Consider the following 24,277-nt stretch of genomic DNA (forward strand, 5'->3'; position numbering starts at 1 on the left):
TGCTTCAGCAAGCTCAAACAGTTCCGAAGGGTCGCAACCCGCTTCGAGAAGACCGCAAGGAACTACCTCGCCGTGATCACCCTCGCAGCAATCATCCTGTGCTACGATAAGTGTCCACGCAACCTAGCGCACCGCAACATCGGCCCAGCCTCGAAAAAACGCGCTTCAGCCTGCGTTTTCTCGGGTTCGCAGCGTGGACAGCCGAAATGAATTCTGATATCCGCACAACCCTTCCGGCAAGCTTGAGCGGCTTCGCCGAACCGAACTTTTTGACCAACCGCTAGAGACGGACAAACACGTGCAGGTTCTCGTTCGCGACAACAATGTCGACCAGGCTCTTCGCGCCCTCAAGAAGAAGATGCAGCGTGAAGGCATCTTCCGCGAGATGAAGCTCCGCGGTCACTACGAGAAGCCCTCCGAGAAGAAGGCGCGCGAGAAGGCCGAGGCTGTCCGCCGCGCCCGCAAGCTGATCCGCAAGAAGATGCAGCGCGAAGGCCTCCTGCCCGCGCCGGTCAAGCCGAAGCGCCCCTGATCGGGCACGCCGGCGGGCGCATTTCCTGCCGATAGGTCACGTTATACAGCACGCCTGGAGCCCTCTCCGGGCGTTGTTGCTTTTCTGGAGCATCGAGCCGAAAAGTGGAATCCGGTTTTCGGAAAGATCCGATGCAATAACAAAAGCCTGGACCGCCATGCGTCCGGTAGGACGCATGGCGGTCCAGGTCACGATCTTTCGCACGCCTTATTCATGCCGTTAACCAAGTCTTGGCAGATGCAGGCGTTTACAAGGGGCGCTTGTCGGTGGTGGAGCGCAACAGGTCGCGCGGACTTTAGGCCAAAGCGCGACGGATGAGGCTGAACGGACTGATGAGGCAGAGCATGGATCGAGGCAAGAGCTGGCTGGCCATCGCAGGCATCGCCATCGCACTGGCGGGTTGCGACACCGTCTCCAACCTGAGTTCCGGCCCGGCGATCGCCGAGATCGACACCGGAGACGCCTCCGCCGCCAATGCGAGCGTCAACATCGGCTCGCTCAGCGACGTGATCAGCCGCAATCCGAACGACCCGCAGGCCTATAACACCCGTGGCGCCGCCTATGCCCGCGTCGGCCGCTTCTCCGACGCCATCTCCGATTTCAGCAAGGCGGTGCAGCTCGACCCCAACAACGCCGCGGCCTTCACCAATCGCGGCCTGGCGCTGCGCCAGAGCGGCCGCAACGATTCGGCGCTGGCCGATTTCAACCGCGCCACCACGGTGAACCCGAACTACGCGCCGGCCTATATCGCCCGCGCCAACCTGCTGCGCCTGCAGGACAACAGCCAGCAGGCCCTGGCCGACCTCAACACCGCGATCCGCCTCAACCCGGAAGCGGCCGAGGCCTTCCATGCCCGCGGGCTGGTCTACCAGAAGGAGGGCCAGCACCAGCACGCGGTCTCCGACTTCGATTCGGTGATCGACCGCAATCCCTATAACGCCGCGCCCTACACCGCCCGCGGCCAGAGCCTGATCGCGCTCGGCAAGTACGACCAGGCGATCGAGGACTTCACTGCCTCGCTCAACGTCGACAACCGCAATGCCGAGGCCTGGGCCGGCCGCGGCCTCGCCAACGAGAAGCTCGGCAAGAAGACGGAAGCCGCCGAGAACTACCAGCGCGCGCTCAGCCTCGACGGCAACAACACCACCGCCCGCGCCGGCCAGTCGAGGCTCGGCGGCGGTGGCGGCGTGGCCGGCCTGTTCCGATAAGGGGCAAAACCTACACCTGCCCTCACAGGACAATGCGCGGGGAACCCTCTCCTGTAAGGAGAGGGCAGGGTGAGGTGTAGGCCAGAACACCAGTGAAACTGAATGAGGGCGACGGTCAGGTCACGGCTACGGCGTCCAACGGCCGACACCTCACCCAACCCTCTCCTTACAGGAGAGGGCTCCCGCGCCCCTCCATATGCCCTGGCGCTACCTGACAGTCCGGACCTCGCTGCCCGTCAGCCGCCCCGCCGCCACGTCATCGAGGAAGCGCCTGATCTCCGGCACCGAGCCATGGGCCGGCAGGTCCTCGTGCCCGCCCAATGGGAAGCGGATGAAGCGCTTGGGCGGGTTCGCCAGCGCATAGAGCGCCTCCCCCTGCGCGAACGGAATGACCGTATCGCGCTCGCCATGCAGCATCAGCAGCGGCGCGTGGACCCTGCCGATCACCTCGTCCGAACGGAACTGGTCCTTCATCATGAGCGCGATCGGCACGAACGGATAAACGAGCTGCGCCACCGAGGCGGTCGAGAGATAGGCCCCCTCCAGGATCACGGCCTTGAGCGGCTGCTCGGCCGCGAGCTTCAGCACCACGCCGGTGCCAAGCGATTCGCCATAGCCGACCAGGCGTTCCGCACCAAAACGCGCGCTGGCGGCGGCATAGGCGGCACGGGCATCGAGCAGCAGCCCTGCCTCGGTCGGCGTGCCCGTGGAGCCGCCATAGCCGCGGTAGTTCACCGCGAAGAGCCCGGTGCCATCCTCGGTCAGGGCGCGGAAGCGCAGCATGCGGACGGCGCGGCCGAAATTCCCGGCATTGCCATGAAAGAACAGCAGCACCGGCTTGCCCTCGCGCGGCGGCACCACCCAGGTGACCAGCCGCTCGCCATCGGCGGTGGTCAGCTCCGCCTCCTCGACGCCCGGCAGATTATTGCTGCCGGGCATCGCGGCGCGGGCCGGATTGCGCGGATACATCAGGTCGCGCTGATAGACGTAGAGCAGGCCGAGGACCGCGAGGTAGGCGGCCAGGGCTGCGCCGATGACGATCTTCGCCAACCTGATCATGGCGCTGCTCCGGCGTTGCGGCGGTCGGGCCGCTCAAACGAAAAGGGCCGGCATCAAGCCGGCCCTTCGCGACAGCATGGTGACGAGCGTTAGCGCGGCTCAGTGTGCCATCGCCTTGACGATGTCGTCGGTGACCTTCTTGGCGTCGCCGAACAGCATCATCGTGTTCGGCCTGAAGAACAGCTCGTTCTCGACGCCGGCATAACCTGCAGCCATGCCGCGCTTGATGAAGAGCACGGTCTTGGCCTTCTCGACGTCCAGGATCGGCATGCCGTAGATCGGCGAGGCCTTGTCGGTCTTGGCGGCCGGGTTGGTGACGTCGTTGGCGCCGATGACGAAGGCGACGTCGGCCTGGCCGAATTCCGAGTTGATGTCCTCGAGCTCGAAGACCTCGTCATAGGGCACGTTGGCCTCGGCCAGCAGCACGTTCATGTGGCCGGGCATGCGGCCCGCGACCGGGTGGATGGCGTACTTGACCTCGACGCCCTCCTTCTTGAGCAGGTCCGCCATCTCGCGCAGCGTGTGCTGGGCCTGCGCCACCGCCATGCCGTAGCCCGGCACGATGATGACCTTGGCGGCGTTCTTCATGATGTAGGCGGCGTCGTCGGCCGAGCCCTGCTTGACCGGCCGCGCCTCGACCGCGCCGCCGGCGCCAGCGGCGGCATCGTCACCGCCGAAGCCGCCGAGGATGACGGAGATGAAGCTCCGGTTCATCGCCTTGCACATGATGTAGGACAGAATGGCGCCGGACGAGCCGACCAGGGCGCCGGTGATGATCAGCGCCATGTTGCCGAGCGTGAAGCCGATGCCGGCCGCGGCCCAGCCCGAATACGAGTTCAGCATCGAGACGACGACGGGCATGTCGGCGCCGCCGATCGGGATGATCAGCAGCACGCCGAGCGCGAACGAGACCAGCACGACCAGCCAGAAGACGACGTGGCTCTCGCTCTTGATGAAGATCAGCAGCAGCACGAGGAGCGCGACGCCGAGCCCGATATTGATGCCGTGGCGCTGCGGCAGCATGATCGGCTTGCCGCTCATCCGCCCGTCGAGCTTGAGGAAGGCGATGATCGAGCCGGTGAAGGTGATCGCGCCGATGGCGACGCCGAGCCCCATCTCGAACAGGCTGCCGCCATGGATCTGGCCGCCATGGCCGATGCCGAAGGCCTCGGGCGCATAGAGCGCGGCGGCCGCCACCAGCACCGCCGCCAGACCGACCAGCGAGTGGAAGAAGGCGACGAGCTGCGGCATCTGCGTCATCTGCACGCGCCGCGCCATGAAGGCGCCGATGCCGCCGCCGATGGCGACGCCCAGCACCACCAGGAACCAGCCGGAGAAGCCGGCCGGCGGGAAGAACACCACGGTGGTCAGGATGGCGATCGCCATGCCGACCATGCCGTAAAGGTTGCCCTGCCGCGAGGTCGTCGGATGCGACAGGCCCCGCAGGGCCATGATGAAGAGAACGCCGGAGACGACGTAGAGAAGGGCGGAGAGATTGGCGGCCATGCGCGTCAGCCCTTCTTCTTGTACATCGAGAGCATGCGCTCGGTGACGAGGAAGCCGCCGAAGATGTTCACCGAGGCGAGGATCAGCGCGACGAAGCCGAAGACCTTGGCCCAGAGCGGCCCGTCGCCCATCGCCTCCGTGGCGGAGACGCCGACCGCGAGCAGCGCGCCGACGACGATGACGGAGGAGATCGCATTGGTGACCGACATCAGCGGCGTATGCAGCGCCGGCGTCACCGACCAGACGACGTAATAGCCGACGAAGACGGCGAGCACGAAGATCGCGAGCCGGTAGATGGTCGGATCGATGCCCGTCGCGACGCCGGCCGCGGCCGCCGCCTGTTCGGCATAGCGCTCGGCCAGCTCCGCCGCCTGTTTGGCGAGGGTCGCGGCGGCGCGGGCCTGTTCGAGCGCTTGTTCAGGTGTCGCAGTAGCCATTGTCGGACACTCCCCTCGCCTTTTGCGTCAGGCCTTCGGCGCGAAATTCGGATGGATGACGGCGCCGTCCCGGGTCAACGCGGTCGCCTTGACCAGCTCGTCGTCCCAGTTCACCGCGAGCTTCTTCTCGCCCTTGTCGATCAAGGTCTCGACGAAGGCGAAGAGGTTCTTGGCGTAGAGCTGCGACGAGGTCGCGGCCAGGCGGCCGGGCACGTTGAGATGGCCGACGATCTTGACGCCGTTGGCGGTCACGGCGACTTCGCCGGGCTTGGCCAATTCGCAATTGCCGCCGCGCTCGACCGCGAGGTCGACGATCACCGAGCCAGGCTTCATGCTCTCGACCATCGCAGCCGTGATCAGCTTGGGAGCCGGACGGCCCGGGATCAGCGCGGTGGTGATGACGATGTCCTGCTTGGCGATGTGGCTCGCCGTCAGCTCGGCCTGCTTGGCCTGGTATTCCTTGGACATTTCCTTGGCGTAGCCGCCGGCGGTCTGCGCCTGCTTGAACTCGTCGTCCTCGACCGCCAGGAACTTGGCGCCGAGCGACTCGACTTGCTCCTTGGTGGCGGGGCGGACGTCGGTCGCGGTGACGATGGCGCCGAGACGGCGCGCGGTGGCGATCGCCTGCAGGCCGGCGACGCCGACGCCCATGATGAAGATGCGCGCGGCCGGAACCGTGCCGGCCGCCGTCATCATCATCGGCAGCGCCCGGCCGTACTCGCCCGCACCGTCGATCACCGCGCGGTAGCCGGCGAGGTTGGCCTGCGAGGAGAGCACGTCCATGACCTGGGCGCGGGTGATGCGCGGCATGAACTCCATGGCGAAGGCGGCGACATTGGCCTTGGCCAGGCCCTCGACCGCAGCCTCGTTGCCATAGGGGTCCATGATGCCGACGACGAGCGCACCTGCGGGCAGCGCCGCGGCTTCAGCCTCGGACGGACGGCGCACCTTCAGCACGATCGCTGCGCCGGCCAATGCCTCGGCGGCGCTGGCGGTCACGGTCGCGCCAGCAGCGGTGTAGTCGGCATCGGTAATGCCGGAGGCGAGCCCCGCGCCGGCCTGCACCGCGACTTCGGCCCCGAGGCCAATGAACTTGCGGACGGTTTCCGGCGTCACGGCGACGCGGGTCTCCGCCCCTTGCGTTTCGGCTGGGACAGCAATGCGCATGGCGGGCGAGGCCTTTCCGGCTTTACGGGAGCATGTCTTGGAGAAGCATGTCTCAGAGAAGGACGAGCGCGAGCAGCATCAGGATGAAGGGAACCGCAGGCGCCTTCCAGGCGATGGACGTGGAGGCAATTCCGACACCGGTGCCGACCAGCGTCAAGAGCGTGCCGACCAGCGCCGTGCCCCAGGCATGCTTGGTGCCGCCGACGGCGAGCGCAGCCACGATGGCCAGGCACGCGACCGTGCCGACCTCGGCGAAGTGGATGAAGCCGCGATAGGTGTCCTCATGCGCGGGATAGTCCATCTCGGGGATGTCGGTCGCGCTGTGTCCGTGGTCGGCCATGAATAAGATTCCCGCTTGAGAAAGTCCGGCAGTCCTTAGCGCAGACGCGAGGGGTCGGCAACGCGTCACAGTATCGCCACTATCTATCTGGCATGCCAGATTACAATGCAAGTGCCCCGATCAACGGTGCACAGCATACCGCACTGGTCCGATTAGGAAAAAATCGCTCAGGCCGTCGGGCTCAGACCTGCCTGCCGCAGCGCCTTCGCCTGCACCGCCGAGACCGCGTCGATCGCGAAATTCTCGATCTCGTGCTCGAAAAGCCGATGGAAATTCAGCTCCGCGTCGAGATGCAGGAAGACGCCGCCCAATCCGATCGCGGCGCGGTCCATGAAGACGAATTCGCGCGGGACCGTCACAGGACCTTTTCTCTTGAGCGCGGTATGGACCTGAAACGCCTGCTTGCGGCCATATTCGGCCGGGCTGACGCCCTCGGCGATGCGGCGGGTACGATCCTCCAATAGCGGCCCGTAGATGAAGCGCGCCCAGATGTTCAGCGTATCCACGAGTTCCTTGGTCAATCCCTGGAAGCCCCAGGTCTCGTAAGCGTGGACGACGCGGGCCGGGTCGCCCTCGAGCAGGCCGCGATAAAGGTCGACCACGCCGCCGACGAAGCTCGGCGGGAAGATGCGGATGCAGCCATAATCGAGCAGGTTGATGCCCTCGGGCGCGCCATCTTCGGAAAACACGGTGTAGTTGCCGAGATGCGGGTCGCCATGGATGACGCCGTGATGGCTGAAGGGCCGCCACCAGGCCTTGAACATCGCGGTCGAGATTCGGTCGCGGGCGGCCTGATCGTCCTGCTTGTGGTCGAGGATCCCGCTGCCCTCGAGCCAATGCATGGTCAGCAGCCGCCGGGTCGAGAGCTCCGCCTCCAGCCCCGGCACGCGCACTTCGGGCGTCTCCGCCAGAATCTCGCGATAGAGCGCGATATGCTTGGCCTCGCGCTTGTAGTCGAGCTCCTCGCGGACGCGGGCGCCGATCTCCTTGGCGATCTCACTGGTGTTGATCACCGGCTCCATGCGCCGGTGCAGCGCGAACAGGATGTCGAGCTGGGCGATATCGGCCTCGACGGCCGATTCCATGTCCGGGTATTGCAGCTTGCAGGCGACTGGCATGCCAGAGAGCGTCGTGGCGCGGTGGACCTGGCCGAGCGAAGCGGCAGCAGCCGGCTTCAGGTCGAACTCGCCGAAGCGCTCGCGCCATTGCGGCCCGAGCTCCGCCATCATCCGGCGCTTGACGAAGGCAGCGCCCATTGGCGGCGCCTGCGACTGCAGCTTCTGCAGTTCGGCAGCGTATTCAGGTGGTACCACATCGGGAATGGTGGCGATGAGCTGCGCCACCTTCATGATCGGGCCCTTCAGCCCGCCAAGCGCCTTGGCCAGCGCCTCGGCATTGGAGGCGCTGCGCCCTTCCAGCCCGAACAGCCGAGTTCCAGCAATGCGCGCCGCCACCCCGCCGACATTGGCGCCGACCCGGGCATAGCGCGCCGCGCGGGCGGAAAAGCGGTTGGCTTCGCTATCGCGGTCGGACATGGGCGCTCACGGGGCTGGTGGCGGTACTGCACCGCTGGATGTAGGGCCTTATCCGACGAAAGCCAGTGTGGCAGACGTTTAAACCGGGACACCAAGAACCGATGCTCGTCTTCCATATGGCACGAGCACACGGGGGAGATACTTAAATGGGATACGATATTCACATCACCCGTAAGCTCCATTGGTCTGATGACGGCCCGATTATCACCCTCGACGAATGGCTTGCTTACGTGGCCAGAGACCCTGAAATGCGCCTAGATGGCTTCGCAGAAACGATTGTTGGGGGCGGCGCAGTCCTGAGAATAGAAAGTCGAGGCCTTTCTGTTTGGCGCGCTTACTCCCACAACGGTATCAACGGCGACATGGCTTGGTTTGATTGGAGTGTAAGCGGCAGCATCATCGTCAAGAACCCCGATATGGAAATTCTGGGAAAGATGTGGCGCATAGCTCAGGCCTTAAGCGCAAAGGTCGAAGGCGACGAGGGCGAGATCTATGATGCCAGTGGTGCGGTCATTGACGCACCACCGCATTTTTCTCGGAATCTGGGGCGTAAGCGACCGTGGTGGAAATTCTGGTAGGAACTCTCGAAACAGGAAGCTGAAAGCCTCCTCACTGCGCTAGCGGCACTGCTCGTCGACAAGCCGCTTGTAGAAACTCAGTTCCCCATCAAGGCTCGGCCGCGCGGCGCCGCGTGTGAATTGCGCAGGCCCGCATGTGGCCGCCACCGGAGCCGCCCTTGTCAGAACAGCGGCATGCGCCCGGTATGCCGCACATTTGGCCGATTGATCCGCATTAGCGATACCCTGAAGCGTCTGATTGGACCTGGCCAGTGCGGATTGGCTCTCAATCACATCCGCAGTGCAGGCCGGCCCATACAGATGGGCCAACTTAAACACCAAGACACCCAAAACCGTACACAGGACGAGGCCGGCTCCGATCCACTTCGACCAGATTGGCATGGTCACAGCATCTCGTCCTTCGGCCAGTTGTCGCGATGCACGCGCACAGCCTATTCACTTGGCAAGAGCACGAAGGGTATTCGCATAAGTCTTGAACATGTCACGAGCGATTTCGAGCCCTCGCGCATGGGTATCATCATAACGCCTAAGTTTCAGCCCGCGATCGGGCTGCTCAATGACCATCAGCCTGTCGCCTTCGGCCAACTCCAAACGCGCCAAGAACTCCTCCGGCAAGACGATGCCGATGGCGTCACCGAACTTCCGGATTTCCACGACGGTCGAGTTGTTGACCGGCTCGTTCGCAGCCGTCTCGCTCGGTTTGGTCACTGATCGCTCCCAAGTTCATCGAGCTCTGTAGCAAATCGCCCCACGCGCGTCAGCACTCACCCGCCATCGGCGCAACCCCGCCGTGAGCAAATGCGCCCGCCTCCCGTCTTGCCAGTCCGCGCCACCCGCGCGCCTAATGCCGCAAAACAGAAGGCGGGAGGAACGATGGGTCTCTACTTTGAGGATTTCGACCTCTCGCACAGCGTCACCACGCGCGGGCGCACTGTCGGCGAAGGCGACATCACCCTGTTCGCCGGCCTCTCCGGCGATTTCAACCCGCTCCATGTCGATAGCGAATATTGCGCCGGCACGCAGTTCGGCGAGCGCATCGCCCATGGCCCGCTGACGCTCGCGATGGCGATCGGCCTGATGTCGCAGCAGAACCTGATCGACGGCACGACCATGGGCCTGCTCGACCTGCACTGGTCCTTCGCCGGGCCGGTCAAGATCGGCGACACCGTCCATGCCGTCGTCACCGCCGTCGAGAAGAAGCCGAGCCGCAAGCCCGACCGCGGTGTCTTGACCTTACGGTTGGAGGTGATCAACCAGCGCGGCGAGCACGTCCAGACCGGCCATCTCAAGCTGCTGATGAAGCGCAAGCCGGCGGGGCACAGCTGATGCTCGAACGCCGCGCCACCTATCAAGAGACCTTCGACCGGTTCGCCTGGCAGATTCCCGAGCGCTTCAACATCGGCGTTGCCTGCTGCGACCGCCATGCCGACGGCTCGGGCAGGCCAGCGCTGATCTATGAGGATCACGACCGCGTCGCGACGCTGAGCTTCGACGAGCTGAAGCGCAGCACCAACCAGCTCGCCAACATGCTGCGCGGCCACGGCATCGGTGCAGGTGAGCGCGTCGGCATCCTGCTGCCGCAGCGGCCGGAGACGGCGATGGCGCATCTCGCCATCTACAAGCTGGGCGCGATCGCGCTGCCGTTGTTTACCCAGTTCGGGCCGGACGCACTCGAACACCGGCTCCAGCACAGCGGCGCCGCGGCGCTGATCACCGATGCGGAGAATATCGCCAAGATCGAAGCCATCCGCGACGCATTGCCCGACCTGCGCCGCATCTTCGTCATCGGCGCCGCCGGCCATCTCGATTTTCACGCCGAGCTGGCAAAGGCCTCCGACGCCTTCGTGCCGCTCGACACCGCCGCGAACGACCCGGCCCTGATCATCTACACCTCCGGCACGACCGGTAAGCCGAAGGGCGCGCTGCATGCCCATCGCGTCCTGCTTGGCCATCTCCCGGGCGTGCAATTGCCGCAGGAGTTTTTTCCGCAACCCGACGACTTGTTCTGGACCCCGGCAGACTGGGCCTGGGCCGGCGGGCTGCTCGACGTGCTGCTGCCGAGCCTCTATTTCGGCGTGCCGGTGCTGGCCGCGCGCGCCCGAAAATTCGATCCCGAGGCCGCCTTCGACCTGATGGCGCGCCACAAAGTCCGCAACGCCTTCATCCCGCCGACCGCGTTGAAGCTGATGCGGCAGGTTCAGAACCCACAACGCTTCGGCTACGCCATGCGCTCGATCGGCACCGGCGGCGAGACGCTGGGCGCCGACATGCTCGACTGGAGCCGCCAGACCTTCGGCTTCGAGGTCAACGAGTTCTATGGCCAGACCGAGGCCAACCTGATCGTCTCCAACTGCGCCGGCCTGTTTCCGGTCAGGCCGGGCTCGATGGGCCGCGCCGTGCCGGGCCATCGCGTCGCGGTGATCTCGCCGGAGGGCGAGGCGCTCTCCGCCCGCGAGCAGGGGCTGATCGCGGTGGCGCGGCCGGACCCGGTGATGATGCTGGAATACTGGCGCCAGCCCGAGGCGACGGCGGGAAAATTCGTCGGCGACTGGCTCGTCACCGGCGATACCGGCGCGTGCGACGAGGACGGCTATTTCTGGTTCCAGGGCCGCGACGACGACCTCATCTCCAGCGGCTCCTACCGCATCGGCCCCGGCGATATCGAGGACTGCATCATCCGCCATTCGGCGGTGCTGATGGTCGCGGTGGTCGGCAGCCCCGACCCGGTGCGCACCGAGGTGGTCAAGGCCTTCGTGCTGCCGAAGCCGGACATTGCGCCGTCCGATGCGCTCGCCGCCGAGATCCAGGATTTCGTCAAGGCCCGGCTCGCAGCTTATCAGTACCCGCGCGAGATCGAATTCGTGACGGAATTGCCGATGACGGCGACGGGGAAGATCAGGCGGAAGGATCTCAGGGACTTGGAGATCGAGAGGAAGCGCAGCCGGCAAAAGTAAGGGCGCGGGGAACCCCTCTCCCGGAAGGAGAGGGGTAGGGGTGAGGTGTAGGCCGTTGGACGCTTTGGCTGTACCCTCGCTACATCATTGCGAGCGCGGCAATAGCGGTTAGCGGTTTAGCTCCCTGGTCAAACGGCCGACCCCTCACCCAACCCTCTCCCTACGGGAGAGGGCTCCCGCGCTTAAATAGTGGAGCCGCAGAGTCACCGCGCCTCCAGCACCAGCTCGAACGTCATCAACACCGGATTGTCGCCGCGCGTCAGTTTGCCCTGCGCCATCGCGCCGGTGAAATCGACCAGCGCGACATCGATCTCGACGCATCTGCCGCCCTCGATCAGCCCGCTCCTGACCGCAACCTCGGTCGCAAAATTCTGCACCGCGCGGCCATCGTCAAACCGCGCCCCGATCGTGCTGCCGACACCACCATGGATCACCGCGCGCTTCATGCCGCGCTCGGCGCAAAACCCCTCCAGCGCCTCGGCGAGGTCGACGTTCGGCCGCACGCGCAAGGCGAAGAAGCGGCCCTCGAAGCAGGTGCCGAGAAACTCGGCCCGCACCGGCCCGAATAGCTTGAAATTGGTCTCAGCATCGGGCTCGGCGATGAAGCCGGCACCGTCGAGCCCGACCGCCTCCAGCGTGATCGGCTCGGCCAGAACCGTCTCGTCCGGCAGGACATGGCCGCCGCTGCGCTTGCCGCCCGCCTCCGTCCAGAGCGCGTGGCAATGAAAGAACGGCGCGCCATCGCGCAGGCCGAAGGTCATCACGCCGGTCTCGATCCGGGTGATGCCGGAGGGACGAAAAGTCTCGCTGTAGAAGGCCGCATGCTCGCGATCCCTGGCGAGCGCCGGCATGACATAGGCGAACGGCCCGAGCGCCAGCCCGTCGACGCGCAGCACGCCGCTGGTGAAGCCCGCCGCCGCGAAGCCGCGCCTGATCGCCTCCAGCAGCGGCAGGCCGGCCGCCAGCGGCATCTCGAAGCGCCTGCCATGGCACTCGACCCATTGCACGCGCGGGGCCACGGCCGGTCCCGGCTGCTCGATGCGCCTCACGAAGCGGCGCTCCGCAGCCAGTCGAGCTGGCCGCGCGCTTCGAGCTCATCCTTCACCAGACGCTTCGGCACCTTGCCGTAGCCCGATTTCGGCAGCGCCTCCCAGAAGAAGAAGCGCTTCGGCATCTTGTAGCGCGCGATCTTCGCCGACAAAAACTCCGCGATCTCTGCTTCCGAGAGTTTCACGCCCTGCCTGGGCACGCAGACGGCGACGCCGATCTCGCCCCAAACCGGATCGGGCAGGCCGAGCACGGCACATTCGACGATCGCCTCATGCGTCAGGATCTTCTCCTCGATCTCGCGCGGATAGATGTTCGAGCCGCCGGAGATGTACATGTCCGAGGCCCGGCCGGTGATGTAGAGGAAGCCCTGCGCGTCGATATGGCCGAGATCGCCGGTGCGGAACCAGCCGTCGCGGAAGGCCTTCGCATTGGCGTCCGGGTTGTCGTAGTAGCCGGCGAAGACGGCCGGGCCGATCACGCAGATCTCGCCCTGCTGACCAAAGGGCAGCTCCTGCCCGTCATCGCCCTGGATCTGCACCTGCATGCCGGTGCGCTCGAAGCCGCAGGTGCCGATGCGCGCATTCGGCCCGTCCTCGGGATCGTGCAGGGCCGGTGGCAATACGGTGATGTTGCCGGTGACCTCGCCCAGCCCGAAATACTGCACCAGCACCTTGCCGAGCTTGGCCAGTGCCCGCTTCTGGTCCTCGCGATACATCGGCGCACCCGCATAGATGATGTAGCGCAGCGAGGAATGATCGTGCTGGTCGGCGGCAGGATGCTCGGCCAGCATCTTCAGGATGGTCGGCACCGTGAACATGTTGGTGACGCGGTAGCGCGCGATCAGCCGGTAGGCCTCGTCGATGTCGAAGCGCTCCGACGGCAGCAGGATCGTGGCCGCGCCCTTCGCCGATTGCGCCAGCTGGTGGACGCCGGCGCCATGCGAGAGCGGCGCGACCACCAGCGAGGCGTCCGCATCGGTCGTCCCTGGCATCAGGTCGCAGAGGTGGTTGGTGACGACGAAGCCCATCTGGCCATGGGTCAGTACCGCCGCCTTCGAGCGCCCGGTCGTGCCCGAGGTGAAGAAGTACCAGCACGGATCGTCGCGCTCGACCGCGACGTTGGCGACGCTCGCGCCGAGATGCTTCGCGATCACCACTCCCACCTCGGCCTCGCCGAAGCCGCCCTCCCCGATCCGCCAGGTGAAGTCTGGCGCCGGGCTGGCGGCCGCGACCGCCGCCGCGTGCTCCGGGAAATCGCCATGGCAGAGGAAGGCCCTGGCGCCCGAAGCGGAGGAGAGATAGGCGACCTCGTCCGGCAGTAGGCGGAAATTGGTCGGCACCCAGATCGCGCCCAGCCGGAAGGTCGCGAACATCGAGAAGAACATCGTCTCGCAGTTCTTCGAATGGACGAGGACGCGGTCGCCCTTGCCGATGCCGCGCGCAGCGAGCCCGGCCGCCAGCGCCGAGACCTGCGCCTCGATCTCGGCCCAGCTCCAGCTCCGCTCGCCCCAGATGAAGCCTGGCCGCTCAGTGAGCCGGCGTGCGTTCTGGGTGACGATATGGCCGAGGTTCATCACCCGCCGCGTCATCGGCGCAAGGCCGCCCTTGGGCACGCTCGGGCTGGTGGAGGTTTCGGTCACGCGGGCGCTCCTGGGGGCGGGCCGGCATGAGGAGCGTGGCGGGCAATGCGCACCCGGAAGAACGGCGCCTGCCCTTCGGGCGCGCCGTCCTGCTCGAACCTCCCCGGGCCGATGGTGTAGACCTTAGTTCTTCTTGCTAAGCCTAGTTCTGCCCCTACCCGATTGCAATGAAAGTTGGCTCATGCAAAGCCTTGTCTCGTCCACATGGCCCCGTTCCACGCCATGGACGGCGCCGAACGCTGGCCAACAAGCGAAATCGCGGCGCATCCGGGAGGAAACTGATGTCGTTGCAGGAAGCGCCCTTTAGGCGCGCCGCGTCCATGCCGTCTCCGCCAGCGCGCCACCCAGGCGCTGGAACGCCTTGAGGCGGCGCGGTGGCTGACGTCGTCAACGCCATGGCCCTGCCCGCCGACCTCGCTGAGGCCGAGGGCGTGCGTCCCGGCTCCGCCATCATGCGGCCGGTCGAGTTCGTCTGCGCCGCCCTGCTCCTGGTCATCGTCGGCGTGCTCCTGCTCGGCGTGACCTCGCGCTATGTCTTCTCGCTGCCGGTGGTCTGGATCGACGAGGTCGCCTCGATCTCCTTCCTCTGGCTCGCCATGCTCGGCTCGGCCATCGCGATCGACCGCAACGAGCACCTCAAGCTCACCCTCTTCATCGGCCTGATGCCGGAGCGCCTGCGCGACTTCGTCAACGCGCTCGCCATGCTGATCGTCGCAGCCTTCCTGGCCGGGCTGATCTATCCGGCGATCGACTACGCGATCGAGGAATCCTACGTCACCTCGGCCGCCCTCAACATCCCCAATAGCTGGCGCACCTCGGCTCTGCCCGCCGGCATCATCGCGATGTTCCTGCTGGCGCTGCGCTACGCGGTGAAGACCAGCCGCATCAGCGACCTCGTCCTCGCCGCCGCCGTGCTCGCGGCGCTCGCCGGCGCCTTCTACCTGCTGATGCCAGTCTTCAAGACGCTCGGCTACGGCAACATCCTGATCTTCCTGGTCATCATCGTCGCGCTCTGCCTCGTCGCGGGCGTGCCGATCGCCTTCTGCTTCGGCATGGGCACGCTCTGCTTCCTCGCCTTCTCGACCACCGTGCCGATGCTGGTGATGATCGGCCGCATGGACGAGGGCATGTCGAGCATCATCCTGCTCTCGGTGCCGATCTTCGTGCTGCTCGGCTGCATCCTCGACGCCACCGGTATGGGCAAGGCGATCGTCGACTTCCTCGCCTCGATGCTCGGCCATGTCCGCGCCGGCATGTCCTATGTCCTGCTCGGCTCGCTCTTCCTGGTCTCCGGCATATCCGGTTCGAAGGTCTCGGACATGGCGACGGTGGCGCCCGCGCTCTTCCCCGAGATGAAGCGCCGCGGCTACCAGCCCAAGGAGCTGATCGCCCTGCTCGCCACCGGCGCCGCCATGGCCGACACGGTGCCGCCCAGCATCGTCCTGATCGTGCTCGGTTCGGTCGCCGGGGTCTCGATCGCCGGGCTGTTCAATGCCGGCTTCGCCATCGCCATGGTGCTGCTGCTCTCGCTCGCCCTGCTGGCGCGCTGGAAGGCGATCGGCGAGGACCTCAAGGGCGTGCTGCGCGCGCCGTTCAGCACCATCGGCCGCACCGCGCTGATCGCGGCACCCGCGCTCGTCCTGCCCTTCCTGATCCGCGGCGTCGTCGGCGGCGGCATCGCCACCGCGACCGAGGTCTCGACCATTGCGGTGCTCTACGCCTTCGTCATCGGCATCATCCTCTATGGCGGCATCGGCCGGCGGCGCTGCTACGCCATGCTGGTCGAAACCGCGGCGCTCTCGGGTGCGATCCTGATGATCCTGGGCACCGCGCTCGCCATGGCCTGGGCCCTGACCCAGACCGGCTTCGCCCGCGACCTTGCCAATGTCATGGCCGGGCTGCCCGGCGGCTGGCTCAGCTTCATGGCGGTGACGATCGTTGTCTTCCTGATTTTGGGCTGCATGCTCGAGGGCCTGCCGGCGATCGTGCTCATGGCGCCGCTGATGTTCCCGATCGCCAAGAACCTCGGCATCAACGACGTGCACTATTCGATGGTCGTGGTCACCGCGATGAATATCGGCCTGATGACGCCGCCGATCGGCATCGGCTTCTACATCGCCTGCAAGATCGGCAACGTCTCGCCCGACGAGGCGATGGGCGCGATCTGGCCCTATCTCGTCGCGCTGATCATCGGGCTCGTGATCATCGCCGTCGTGCCCGGCCTGTCCACCTGGGTGCTGTGAAGGAGCGCAATGCCCCGCGTGAAATCACCAATCGTCATTGCGAGCGCAGCGAAGCAATCCAGGGGGTCTCGCTCTACGTCCCCCTGGATTGCTTCGTCGCTCCGCTCCTCGCAATGACGCCCAACAGCTCGAACATCAAAACCAAAGACCACCAGGAGAAACGCCCATGACCATTTCCCGCCGCACGCTTCTGCAGGGCACGGCCGCAGCCACCGCGATCGGCTCGTTCCATATCGGCCGCGCCAACGCGCAGACGCCCGAATTCACCTATAAATACGCCAACAACCTGCCCGTCGCGCACCCGATGAACATCCGCGCCAACGAGGCGGTCGAGAAGATCAAGGACGAGACCAAGGGCCGCGTCCTCATCCAGATCTTCCCGAACAACCAGCTCGGCTCCGATACGGACATGCTGAGCCAGGTCCGCTCCGGCGGCGTCGAGTTCTTCACGCTCTCGCCGCTGATCCTCTCGACGCTGGTGCCGAACGCCTCGGTCAGCGGCATCGGCTTCGCCTTTCCGAACTACGACGCCGTCTGGAAGGCGATGGACGGCGAGCTCGGCGCCTATGTGCGGGGCCAGATCGCCAAGTCCAACCTCGTCGTCATGGACAAGATCTGGGATAACGGCTTCCGCCAGATGACCAGCTCGAGGGGCCCGATCAACACGCCCGACGACCTCAAGGGCTTCAAGATCCGCGTGCCGGTCTCCCCGCTCTGGACCTCGATGTTCACCGCCTTCCAGGCATCGCCGGCCAGCATCAACTTCGCCGAAGTCTACACCGCGCTGCAGACCAAGGTGGTCGACGGCCAGGAGAACCCGCTCGCGATCATCTCGACCGCCAAGCTCTTCGAGGTGCAGAAATACCTCTCGGCGACCAACCACATGTGGGACGGCTTCTGGTTCCTGGCCAACCGCCGCGCCTGGGAGCGCCTGCCGGAGGACCTGCGCACCATCGTCGCCAAGAACATCGACGCCGCCGCCCTGCTGGAGCGCGCCGACGTCGCCAAGCTCAATGCCGGCCTCAAGGACGAGCTCGTCTCCAAGGGCATGACCTATAACGACACCAAGGCCGAGCCCTTCCGCGACGCCCTGCGCAAGGCCGGCTTCTACGCCGAGTGGAAGAAGAAATACGGCGACGAGGCCTGGGCCATCCTGGAGAAGGCGGTCGGCGGCAGCCTGAGCTGAGCGCTCCCCTTCTCCCCTTGCGGGAGAAGGTGGCGCGCAGCGCCGGATGAGGGGTCGCGCCGCCCTTCATCGTTGAGCTTGTTCGAAGGGTCGCGTGGCAATCGTTGCGCGACCCCTCATCCGTCAGCGCTTCGCGCTGCCACCTTCTCCCGCAAGGGGAGAAGGAAAGAACTCTACTTCCCCATCACCAGGTTCGGCAGCCAGGTCGTCAGCGGCGGCCACAGCGTGATCGCGGCCAGCACCACGAGCAGCGGCACGAGCCAGGGCAGGATCGCCTTCGACATCTTCTCGAACGAGACGTCCGCGATCCGCGTCACCACGAACAGCACGATGCCGATCGGCGGGTGGATCGTGCCCAGGATCAGGTTCAGGATCATGATGATGCCGAACTGGACCGGATCGATGCCGAAACCGTGCGCGGCCGGCACCAGGATCGGGATCAGGATCAGCATCGCCGCCAGCGCCTCCATGAAGCAGCCGACGATCAGCAGGATCAGGTTGCAGACGAGCAGGAAGACCAGCGGGTCGTGGATCGTCTGGACGATCAACGGCGTCAGCGTCTGCGGCACCCGCGAGATCGACATGCACCAGCCGAGCGCTCCCGCCGCCATCACCAGCACCATGACGAGGCCGGTCGTCTCGGCCGTGTCGACGACGATCGGCCAGAGCTGCTTCACCTCGAGCGTGCGATAGACGAAGAAGCCGAGGAACAGCGCGTAGAGGCAGGCGACGGCCGCAGCCTCCGTCGGGGTGAAGGCACCGCTGAACATGCCGCCGAGGATCAGCGGCGGCGTCATCAGCGCGAAGAAGCCGTTGAAGAAGGTCTTGGCGATGTTGCGGAAGCCACCGAACGGCTCCTTGCGGAAGCCCTGGCGCTTGGCGATCAGCGCCACCATCACCATCAGCGACAGGCCCATCAGCACGCCGGGGATGACGCCGCCGATGAACAGCCGGCCGATCGAGACGTCCGCCGTGACGCCGTAGATCACCATCGGCAGGCTGGGCGGGATGATCGGGCCGATAGTCGCCGCCGCCGCCGTGATCGCCGCCGCCGTCTCGGGCCGGTAGCCGGCCTTGCGCATCGCCCTGATCTCGATCGCGCCCGAGCCCGCGGCATCCGCCACCGCCGAGCCGACCATGCCGGCGAAGATCATGCTGGTCAGGATGCTGGCATGGGCATAGCCGCCGCGCAGCCAGCCGATCACCGCCGTCGCGAAATACACGATGCGGTCGGTGATCTTCGCCGCGCCGAGGATGTTGCCCATCAGGATGAAGAGCGGTGCGGCGACGATCGGAAAGGCGTTCATCGCCTGCGCCATCTTCTGGGGCACGATCGAGTCGGACAACCCGCCGAAATGCACGAAGGCGAAAGCGGCCAGCCCCATCGAGGCGAAGAGCGGGAAGCCGGCCAGGATCGACAGGAACCAGACGCCCGAGATCTGGAAGATCAGCGTGCTCACTTCGCACCTCCGCCCGCCGGGAGGTCATCAGCCGGATAGGGCGCGACCTTGTGCCTCGCGATGTTCTCGATCAGCTCGGACAGGCCCTGCAGCGCCGTCACGGCGCCGGCAAAGACCATCGGCGCGTAGAGCCAGGAGATCGAGATCGGCACGGTCGTGGCCTCGAGGTCGATATTGGCCGTGACGAGATGCACGCTGTACCAGCCGACGAGCACGCCGAAGAGCGTCATGCCGACCTGCATCATGATCTCGACGGAACGCCACAGCCGCGGCGGCAGCAAGTCGTGGAAGAAGCGGATGCGGATATGGGCGCGCCGGCGGCTGGCGAGAACCCAGCCCACGACCGCAAGCCAGAGCATCAGGAAGCGCGAGACCTCGTCGGTCCAGATCAGCGGATCCCCCATGGCGCGCGTCACGATGCCGAGCGAGACGCAGGTCAACAGCGCCACCACCAGAATCGCGGCGACGATCTCCATGGCCCGGTCGAAGACCGTGCGCGCAGCTGCCATCATCATGGTTCTCCGGGAGGCGACCGGCCCGCAGGCGGGCCGGCGGCAAGTCAGTCGTCGGCGTTCAAAGGCCCTGGATGCGGTCCCAGAGGCCCTTGCCCCATTTGCTCTCGAACTTGGCCGGCAGCGTCGCCAGCACGGGCTTGCGGAAGCTTTCCAGATCGGGCTTCAGCACGGTCATCCCGGCCTTTCCGAGCGTGTCGGCGAGGCTGTTCTCCTGGCTGACGATCTCCGCGTCCTGCCAGGCCGAGGCGGTCTCGATCGCCGACCTGACGATCGCCCGGTCGGCCTCGGTCAGCTTCGACCAGGCGGCATCGTTCACGATGACGAGGCGCGGCGTGATGATATGGCCGGTGAGGACCAGGTATTTCTGGACCTCGGCTAGCTTGGCCGACTGGATCGTCGGCAGCGGGTTTTCCTGCCCGTCGACCGCGCCCTGCGACAGGGCCAAATAGAGCTCGCTGAAGTTCAACGGCGTCGGCTTGGCGCCCCAGGCCTCGGCCATGGCGCGGAAGGTGTCGACCTCCGGCACGCGCAGCTTGAAGCCCTTCATGTCCTCGACGCTGTTGATCGCGCGGCTGCCGCTGGTGAGGTGGCGGATGCCGTAATAGGTCACGCCGATGACGCGCATGCCGCGCTTCTCGCCCAGCACCTTGTTGAGCTCGTCCATCAACGGCGACTTCAGCGCGCGGGTCATGTGAGCTGGGTCGCGCCAGATATAGGGCGCCTCGATGATCGAGATCTGCGGCACGAACTGCCCGAGCAGCGCCGCCCCCTCCGTCACCATGGTCAGCGCCCCGCTCGCGACGGACTCGACCATGTCGCGCGACGAGCCGAGCTGACCCGCCGGGAAGGTCTGGATGTCGATCCGGCCGCCGGTCTTCTCCTTGATCTCAAGGCCAGCCTTGACGGCACTTTGCGGCGAGGGATGGTTCATGGCCTGGCCATCGGCCCAGCGCAGCACGATCGCCTGGGCGCGGGCGATCGCCGGCATGCAGATGGCGGCCCCGGTCGCGGTCGCGCCGGCAATGAAATCGCGTTTCGTCAGCTTGGTCATGGTTCTCTCCTCCCGAGAATTGGCCGGTTCTCCGGCTCGATCTGATCAGTCTCCGGCCCGTTGCGGACCGATCGCCTCGAACTCCGTCAGTAATGCAGGGCCCGGTTGCGGGCGTTGGTGATGTGCTCGCTCATCGCCTCGGAGGCGGCCTCCGGGTCGCGCGCTTCGAGCGCGGCGATGATCTTGAGATGATCCTGCATCACCGGGACGATGATGCTGTTATGGATGCGCGTCTCGTATTGCCGGATCAGCCTGATCTTCAGCCAGGTGACGCGGAAGGCCTGGCTGACGATGTCGTTGTCGAGATGATCGATGATCGCCTCGTGCATGAGACGGTCGACATCCTCGGCCTCCTCGATCAGCGGCTCGCCCTCCTCGCCGGCCTCAGCCCGGCGCACGATCGCCTCGTGCCGCTGGCGCTGCTCGGCGATATCGGCGTCCGAGGCGTTGCGGGCATAGGCCGCCGTCGCCTCCTTCTCGAGGAAGAGCCGGAACTGGAAGGCGTTGCGGATCAGGTTGAGGTCGACATGGGCGACCTGCATGCCGCGCTGCGGCACCGTCTTGATCAGCCCTTCCGCCTCGAGTCGCGGGATCAGCTCGCGGATGGCGCCGAGCGGGAAGCCGGTCATGGCGACGAGCTCGCGCTGGGTCACGAACTGGCCCGGTTTGATCTCCCGCGCCAGCAGCCGCTCGGTGAAGCTGACATAAGCCTTCTCCCGCAGCTTCAGCGGCTCGCCGTCACGCTCCTGATCGGTCTCGCTCATCCGCTCCGTCTTTCCGCGCTGCCGTTCAGGCCGCCTTGGCCTGGGTGATGCTGTCGAAGGACGCGAACAGCCGTTGGCGCTGCGCCTCGCTCAGCGCCTCCAGCGGCGGCCGCATCGCGCCGTAGCCGGCATCGCCATGCAAATGGCCGACCAGCGCCTTGACCGCCGGCAGCACCGGGTAGCTGACGATCTCGTCGACCAGCTTGTTCACCACCGGGCTGTCCGTGCCCTCGTAGACCATCGGCCTGAGAAGGTGCGGCACCACGTTGGCGACGCCGCAGATCGTGCCCTGCGCCCCGGCCCTGACCGCCTTGGCGAGCTGGCGCTCGTCGCCGACGAGGATGGCGAGTTCGCCATGCGCCTTCAGCAGCGCCTCGGTATTGGCGTAGCTGCCCGAGGAATCCTTGACGCCGGTGACGACGCCCGGAAACGCCTTCTTCAGCCGCTCGACCAGGCCGACGCTGATGTCGACCGCCGTGACCGAGGGGATGTGGTAGAGGATGGTGTTGCGCGCGGCCGGGCCAAGCTTCTCGAAGAACTGCGAGAACCAGGCATAGAGCCCCTCGTCGCTGACGCCCTTGAAGTAGAACGGCGGCGCGACCAGCAGGCCCTTGGCGCCGATGCCGAGCGCGACCTTGGCCTGCTCGATCGATTCATGCAGCGAGGCGGCGGCGACGCCGGCATAGATTTGTCGGGCCGGATCGATCCCGGCGCCGACCAGCGCGCCCAGCATCGCGGTGCGCGCCGGCAGGCCGAGCGCGGCGCCCTCGCCCGTCGTACCGAACAGCGTGACCGAGTCGCAGCCCTGCGCGAGCACGTGGCGCGCGTGCTTCAGCAGGCGCGGCAGGTCGATGTCGCCGCCCTCGCGCATCGGCGTGGTGATGGCGCAGGAGAGGCCGAAGCGGTTTGGGTCGATGGCCATTGCAGATGTCTTTCCGGAGCTGTGAACGAGTAAGATGCGAGAAATCGGATTACGGGTGCCGCGAGGCGCGGAGATGCTGAGCCTCAGCCATCCTTGAGCCCTCCGGCGGAGAGGCCGGCGACGATCTGGCGCTGGGCGAGGACGGTGAGGAACAGCACCGGCAAGGTGACGAGCAATGCGGCGGCAGCCAGCGGCCCCCACGAGATCTGCTCGAAGGTCAGCGAGTTGTAGACGGCCGAGGGCAGCGTCCGGCTGTTCTTGCCGCCGAGCACGACCGAGAAGATGAAGTTGTTCCAGGAGAAGATGAAGGCGAGGATGCCGCCGACGACGATGCCCGGCCGCGCCAGCGGCAGCGCGACGTGGCGGAAGGCCTGCCAGGTCGTCGCGCCGTCGATGCGCGCCGCATCCTCCAGCTCCATCGGCACGTTCTCGAAATAGCCGATCATGATCCAGACGATGATCGGGATGGTGATGACGAGATGCGTGATCACCAGCGCCGTGATCGTGCCGACGAGGCCGGTGATCTGGAACAGCAGGAAGAGCGGGATGAGGTAGGACAGAGCCGGGGTCATGCGGGCGATCAGGATCAGCACCGCGAACTTGGCCGACTTGCCTCGCGCGATGCCGTAGCCGGCGGGCACGCCAACCGCGAGCCCGATCAGGACCGCGCCACCAGTGACCAGGATCGAGTTCCAGAGGTACAGCGCGAAGTTGTTCTTCTCGAACACGTCGAGATAGTTCTTCAGCGTCGGCGGATCGGGGATGAACACCGGCGGGAAGGCGGTGTTGTCGAGCTCGTTCTTGAACGAGAGCGACAGCATCCAGAGGAAGACGAGCACGGCCGGCGAGACCAGCACGAAGACCGAGAGCGCGAAGCCGATTTTCGAGGCGAGCCGCTTCATGCCGCAGCCCTCCAGTCGACAGGCCGCGACCTACCCCCTCCCCCCGCTTGCGGTGGGGAGGGCTGGGGTGGGGGGGAGAGTCGCCAGGTGAGCAGGTCGAGCCACGTCCTGTACGCCCCCCCATCCCTAACCCTTCCCCACCGCAAGCGGGGGGAAGGGGACAGGCCGAGGCTCTTCCGCATCATGGGGATAACCGGTGCCATCACGCGTTCCACTTCGACTTCTGGCGCGCGTAGAGCAGCAGCAGCGAGAGCATGATGATGATCACGAAGAAGATCACCACGACCGCCGAGGCATAGCCGATCTTGTAGAACTGGAATGCCTGCAAATAGAGGAAGATGTTCAGCGTCTCCGACGCCGTGCCCGGCCCGCCCTGGGTGATCACGAAGATCGTGTCGAAGGCCTTCAGCGCGTCGATGGTGCGGATCACGATCGCCACCATGATGAAGGGCCAGACCAGCGGCAGCGTGATGTGGCGGAACATGTGCCAGGCATTGGCGCCGTCGATCAGCGCGGATTCGTAGGGCTCGCGCGGCAGCCCGGCGAGGCCGCCGAGCACGATCAGCATGACCAGCGGCGTCCAGTGCCAGACCTCGACCAGGATCAGCGTCGGGATGACGGTGTTGGGATCGTAGACCCAGTTCTGCGGGCCGATGCCGACCAGCGAGAGCAGGTAGTTCAGCACGCCGAGCTGCGGGTGGAACATCATCGTCCAGACCAGCGCGACCGCGACCGGCGTCGCCATCATCGGCATCACGAAGATGGTGCGCAGCAGCCCGCGGAACGGGAACTCGCGATGGAAGACCAGCGCGGCGGCGGTGCCGAACAGGATCGGCAGCACCACTGCCAGGATCGTGAAATAGGCGGTGTGCCCCATCGACTCGATGAAGCGCGCATCCTTGAACAGCTCGGCGAAGTTCTGCAGCCCGACGAATTCCGGCCCGCCGCCGATCTTCCAATCATGGGCGGACATGTAGAGCGTGAAGATCCACGGGAAGACGATCACGCCGAGGATGACCAGCACCGCCGGCAGCGAGAACAGCCAGTAGCGCGGCGTGAAATCCGCCGAATGCTTGAACGGCTTGGCTTGCGGCGGCGCGAGGCCCGCCGGCAGGGCGGTGGTGCTGGTCATGCTCTATGCTTCGTTCGATGCGTTTCCGTCATGCTCGGCCTTGTGCCGAGCATCCACGTCTTGGGCACCGCCGGCCACGCAGGAAGACGTGGATGGT

General features: G+C 65.9%; 23 protein-coding genes and 1 pseudogene. 8 read left to right on the forward strand and 16 right to left on the reverse strand.

What is annotated here, in order from left to right; all coding sequences use genetic code 11:
• From DWF00_RS27375 to DWF00_RS27385, 3 genes and pseudogenes are all read left to right on the forward strand, one after another.
• Positions 1–99, forward strand: a pseudogene (locus tag DWF00_RS27375) (IS5/IS1182 family transposase); the annotation flags it as partial.
• Between the two features lie 199 nt (positions 100–298).
• A complete protein-coding gene (gene rpsU / locus DWF00_RS27380) occupies positions 299–532 on the forward strand; it encodes a 30S ribosomal protein S21 (RefSeq protein ID WP_114832770.1) in 234 nt (77 codons plus the stop codon).
• Positions 533–876: 344 nt separating this feature from the next.
• Positions 877–1,740 (forward strand): tetratricopeptide repeat protein, encoded by an 864-nt coding sequence (locus DWF00_RS27385; protein WP_245974346.1) that lies wholly within the window; start codon positions 877–879, stop codon positions 1,738–1,740.
• A gap of 207 nt (positions 1,741–1,947) precedes the next feature.
• On the opposite strand, the gene DWF00_RS27390 is transcribed toward DWF00_RS27385, so the two are convergent.
• The 6 genes from DWF00_RS27390 to DWF00_RS27415 form a co-directional block, all read right to left on the reverse strand.
• The gene (locus tag DWF00_RS27390) at positions 1,948–2,799 is read right to left on the reverse strand and encodes an alpha/beta hydrolase (protein WP_114832768.1); all 852 of its coding nucleotides are present in this window, start codon (positions 2,797–2,799) and stop codon (positions 1,948–1,950) included.
• Between the two features lie 99 nt (positions 2,800–2,898).
• The gene (locus tag DWF00_RS27395; RefSeq protein ID WP_114832767.1) at positions 2,899–4,305 is read right to left on the reverse strand and encodes an NAD(P)(+) transhydrogenase (Re/Si-specific) subunit beta; all 1,407 of its coding nucleotides are present in this window, start codon (positions 4,303–4,305) and stop codon (positions 2,899–2,901) included.
• A 5-nt stretch (positions 4,306–4,310) separates the two neighbouring features.
• Positions 4,311–4,742, reverse strand: coding sequence for an NAD(P) transhydrogenase subunit alpha part 2 (locus tag DWF00_RS27400; protein ID WP_114832766.1), 432 nt, complete (start codon positions 4,740–4,742; stop codon positions 4,311–4,313).
• A gap of 27 nt (positions 4,743–4,769) precedes the next feature.
• On the reverse strand, positions 4,770–5,909 hold the full coding sequence (locus DWF00_RS27405) for a Re/Si-specific NAD(P)(+) transhydrogenase subunit alpha (RefSeq protein ID WP_114832765.1): 1,140 nt from the start codon (positions 5,907–5,909) through the stop codon (positions 4,770–4,772).
• 52 nt (positions 5,910–5,961) lie between these two features.
• A complete protein-coding gene (locus DWF00_RS27410) occupies positions 5,962–6,249 on the reverse strand; it encodes an aa3-type cytochrome c oxidase subunit IV (protein ID WP_114832764.1) in 288 nt (95 codons plus the stop codon).
• A 167-nt stretch (positions 6,250–6,416) separates the two neighbouring features.
• On the reverse strand, positions 6,417–7,784 hold the full coding sequence (locus DWF00_RS27415) for an ABC1 kinase family protein (RefSeq protein ID WP_114832763.1): 1,368 nt from the start codon (positions 7,782–7,784) through the stop codon (positions 6,417–6,419).
• A 146-nt stretch (positions 7,785–7,930) separates the two neighbouring features.
• On the opposite strand from DWF00_RS27415, the gene DWF00_RS27420 reads away from it, so the two are divergent.
• Positions 7,931–8,362, forward strand: a complete 432-nt coding sequence (locus DWF00_RS27420) for a hypothetical protein (protein WP_114832761.1) — start codon at positions 7,931–7,933, stop codon at positions 8,360–8,362.
• Positions 8,363–8,797: 435 nt separating this feature from the next.
• On the opposite strand, the gene DWF00_RS27430 is transcribed toward DWF00_RS27420, so the two are convergent.
• Positions 8,798–9,070, reverse strand: coding sequence for an AbrB/MazE/SpoVT family DNA-binding domain-containing protein (locus tag DWF00_RS27430; RefSeq protein ID WP_114832757.1), 273 nt, complete (start codon positions 9,068–9,070; stop codon positions 8,798–8,800).
• A 165-nt stretch (positions 9,071–9,235) separates the two neighbouring features.
• On the opposite strand from DWF00_RS27430, the gene DWF00_RS27435 reads away from it, so the two are divergent.
• Both DWF00_RS27435 and DWF00_RS27440 read left to right on the forward strand, forming a co-directional pair.
• Entirely contained in the window at positions 9,236–9,688 is a 453-nt protein-coding gene (locus DWF00_RS27435) for a MaoC/PaaZ C-terminal domain-containing protein (RefSeq protein WP_181832915.1), read from the forward strand.
• Entirely contained in the window at positions 9,688–11,316 is a 1,629-nt protein-coding gene (locus DWF00_RS27440) for an acyl-CoA synthetase (protein WP_114832754.1), read from the forward strand. Before DWF00_RS27435 ends, DWF00_RS27440 begins: the two co-directional genes overlap by 1 nt.
• Positions 11,317–11,519: 203 nt before the next feature.
• Here DWF00_RS27440 and DWF00_RS27445 read toward each other — a convergent pair whose 3' ends face one another.
• Both DWF00_RS27445 and DWF00_RS27450 read right to left on the reverse strand, forming a co-directional pair.
• Positions 11,520–12,365 (reverse strand): PCC domain-containing protein, encoded by an 846-nt coding sequence (locus DWF00_RS27445; protein ID WP_114832752.1) that lies wholly within the window; start codon positions 12,363–12,365, stop codon positions 11,520–11,522.
• Positions 12,362–14,005 carry an acyl-CoA synthetase gene (locus DWF00_RS27450; protein WP_281270196.1) on the reverse strand — a complete coding sequence of 548 codons (1,644 nt, stop codon included), beginning with the start codon at positions 14,003–14,005 and terminating at the stop codon, positions 12,362–12,364. Before DWF00_RS27450 ends, DWF00_RS27445 begins: the two co-directional genes overlap by 4 nt.
• Before the next feature lie 395 nt (positions 14,006–14,400).
• Here DWF00_RS27450 and DWF00_RS27455 point away from each other — a divergent pair, with 395 nt between their 5' ends.
• Together DWF00_RS27455 and DWF00_RS27460 are read left to right on the forward strand one after the other, a co-directional pair.
• Positions 14,401–16,248 (forward strand): TRAP transporter large permease, encoded by a 1,848-nt coding sequence (locus tag DWF00_RS27455; RefSeq protein WP_114832774.1) that lies wholly within the window; start codon positions 14,401–14,403, stop codon positions 16,246–16,248.
• 166 nt (positions 16,249–16,414) lie between these two features.
• On the forward strand, positions 16,415–17,434 hold the full coding sequence (locus DWF00_RS27460; protein ID WP_114832750.1) for a TRAP transporter substrate-binding protein: 1,020 nt from the start codon (positions 16,415–16,417) through the stop codon (positions 17,432–17,434).
• 173 nt (positions 17,435–17,607) lie between these two features.
• On the opposite strand, the gene DWF00_RS27465 is transcribed toward DWF00_RS27460, so the two are convergent.
• The 7 genes from DWF00_RS27465 to DWF00_RS27495 all read right to left on the reverse strand — a co-directional run bounded on the left by DWF00_RS27465 (position 17,608) and on the right by DWF00_RS27495 (position 24,180).
• Positions 17,608–18,894, reverse strand: a complete 1,287-nt coding sequence (locus DWF00_RS27465) for a TRAP transporter large permease (protein WP_114832749.1) — start codon at positions 18,892–18,894, stop codon at positions 17,608–17,610.
• Positions 18,891–19,409, reverse strand: coding sequence for a TRAP transporter small permease (locus tag DWF00_RS27470; RefSeq protein ID WP_114832747.1), 519 nt, complete (start codon positions 19,407–19,409; stop codon positions 18,891–18,893). The genes DWF00_RS27465 and DWF00_RS27470 overlap by 4 nt, the downstream gene beginning before the upstream one ends.
• A 58-nt stretch (positions 19,410–19,467) precedes the next feature.
• A complete protein-coding gene (locus DWF00_RS27475; RefSeq protein ID WP_114832746.1) occupies positions 19,468–20,460 on the reverse strand; it encodes a sialic acid TRAP transporter substrate-binding protein SiaP in 993 nt (330 codons plus the stop codon).
• Positions 20,461–20,546: 86 nt separating this feature from the next.
• Positions 20,547–21,224 (reverse strand): GntR family transcriptional regulator, encoded by a 678-nt coding sequence (locus tag DWF00_RS27480; protein ID WP_114832745.1) that lies wholly within the window; start codon positions 21,222–21,224, stop codon positions 20,547–20,549.
• A gap of 25 nt (positions 21,225–21,249) precedes the next feature.
• Positions 21,250–22,146, reverse strand: a complete 897-nt coding sequence (locus DWF00_RS27485) for a dihydrodipicolinate synthase family protein (RefSeq protein ID WP_114832743.1) — start codon at positions 22,144–22,146, stop codon at positions 21,250–21,252.
• Between the two features lie 83 nt (positions 22,147–22,229).
• Positions 22,230–23,048, reverse strand: coding sequence for a carbohydrate ABC transporter permease (locus DWF00_RS27490; protein ID WP_114832741.1), 819 nt, complete (start codon positions 23,046–23,048; stop codon positions 22,230–22,232).
• Positions 23,049–23,250: 202 nt separating this feature from the next.
• Complete coding sequence (locus DWF00_RS27495; protein ID WP_114832740.1) at positions 23,251–24,180, reverse strand: carbohydrate ABC transporter permease; 930 nt, start codon at positions 24,178–24,180, stop codon at positions 23,251–23,253.
• Positions 24,181–24,277: the final 97 nt, after the last annotated feature.

The organism is Allobosea caraganae (genome assembly GCF_003351345.1).
GTDB classification, from domain to species: Bacteria; Pseudomonadota; Alphaproteobacteria; order Rhizobiales; family Beijerinckiaceae; genus Allobosea; species Allobosea caraganae.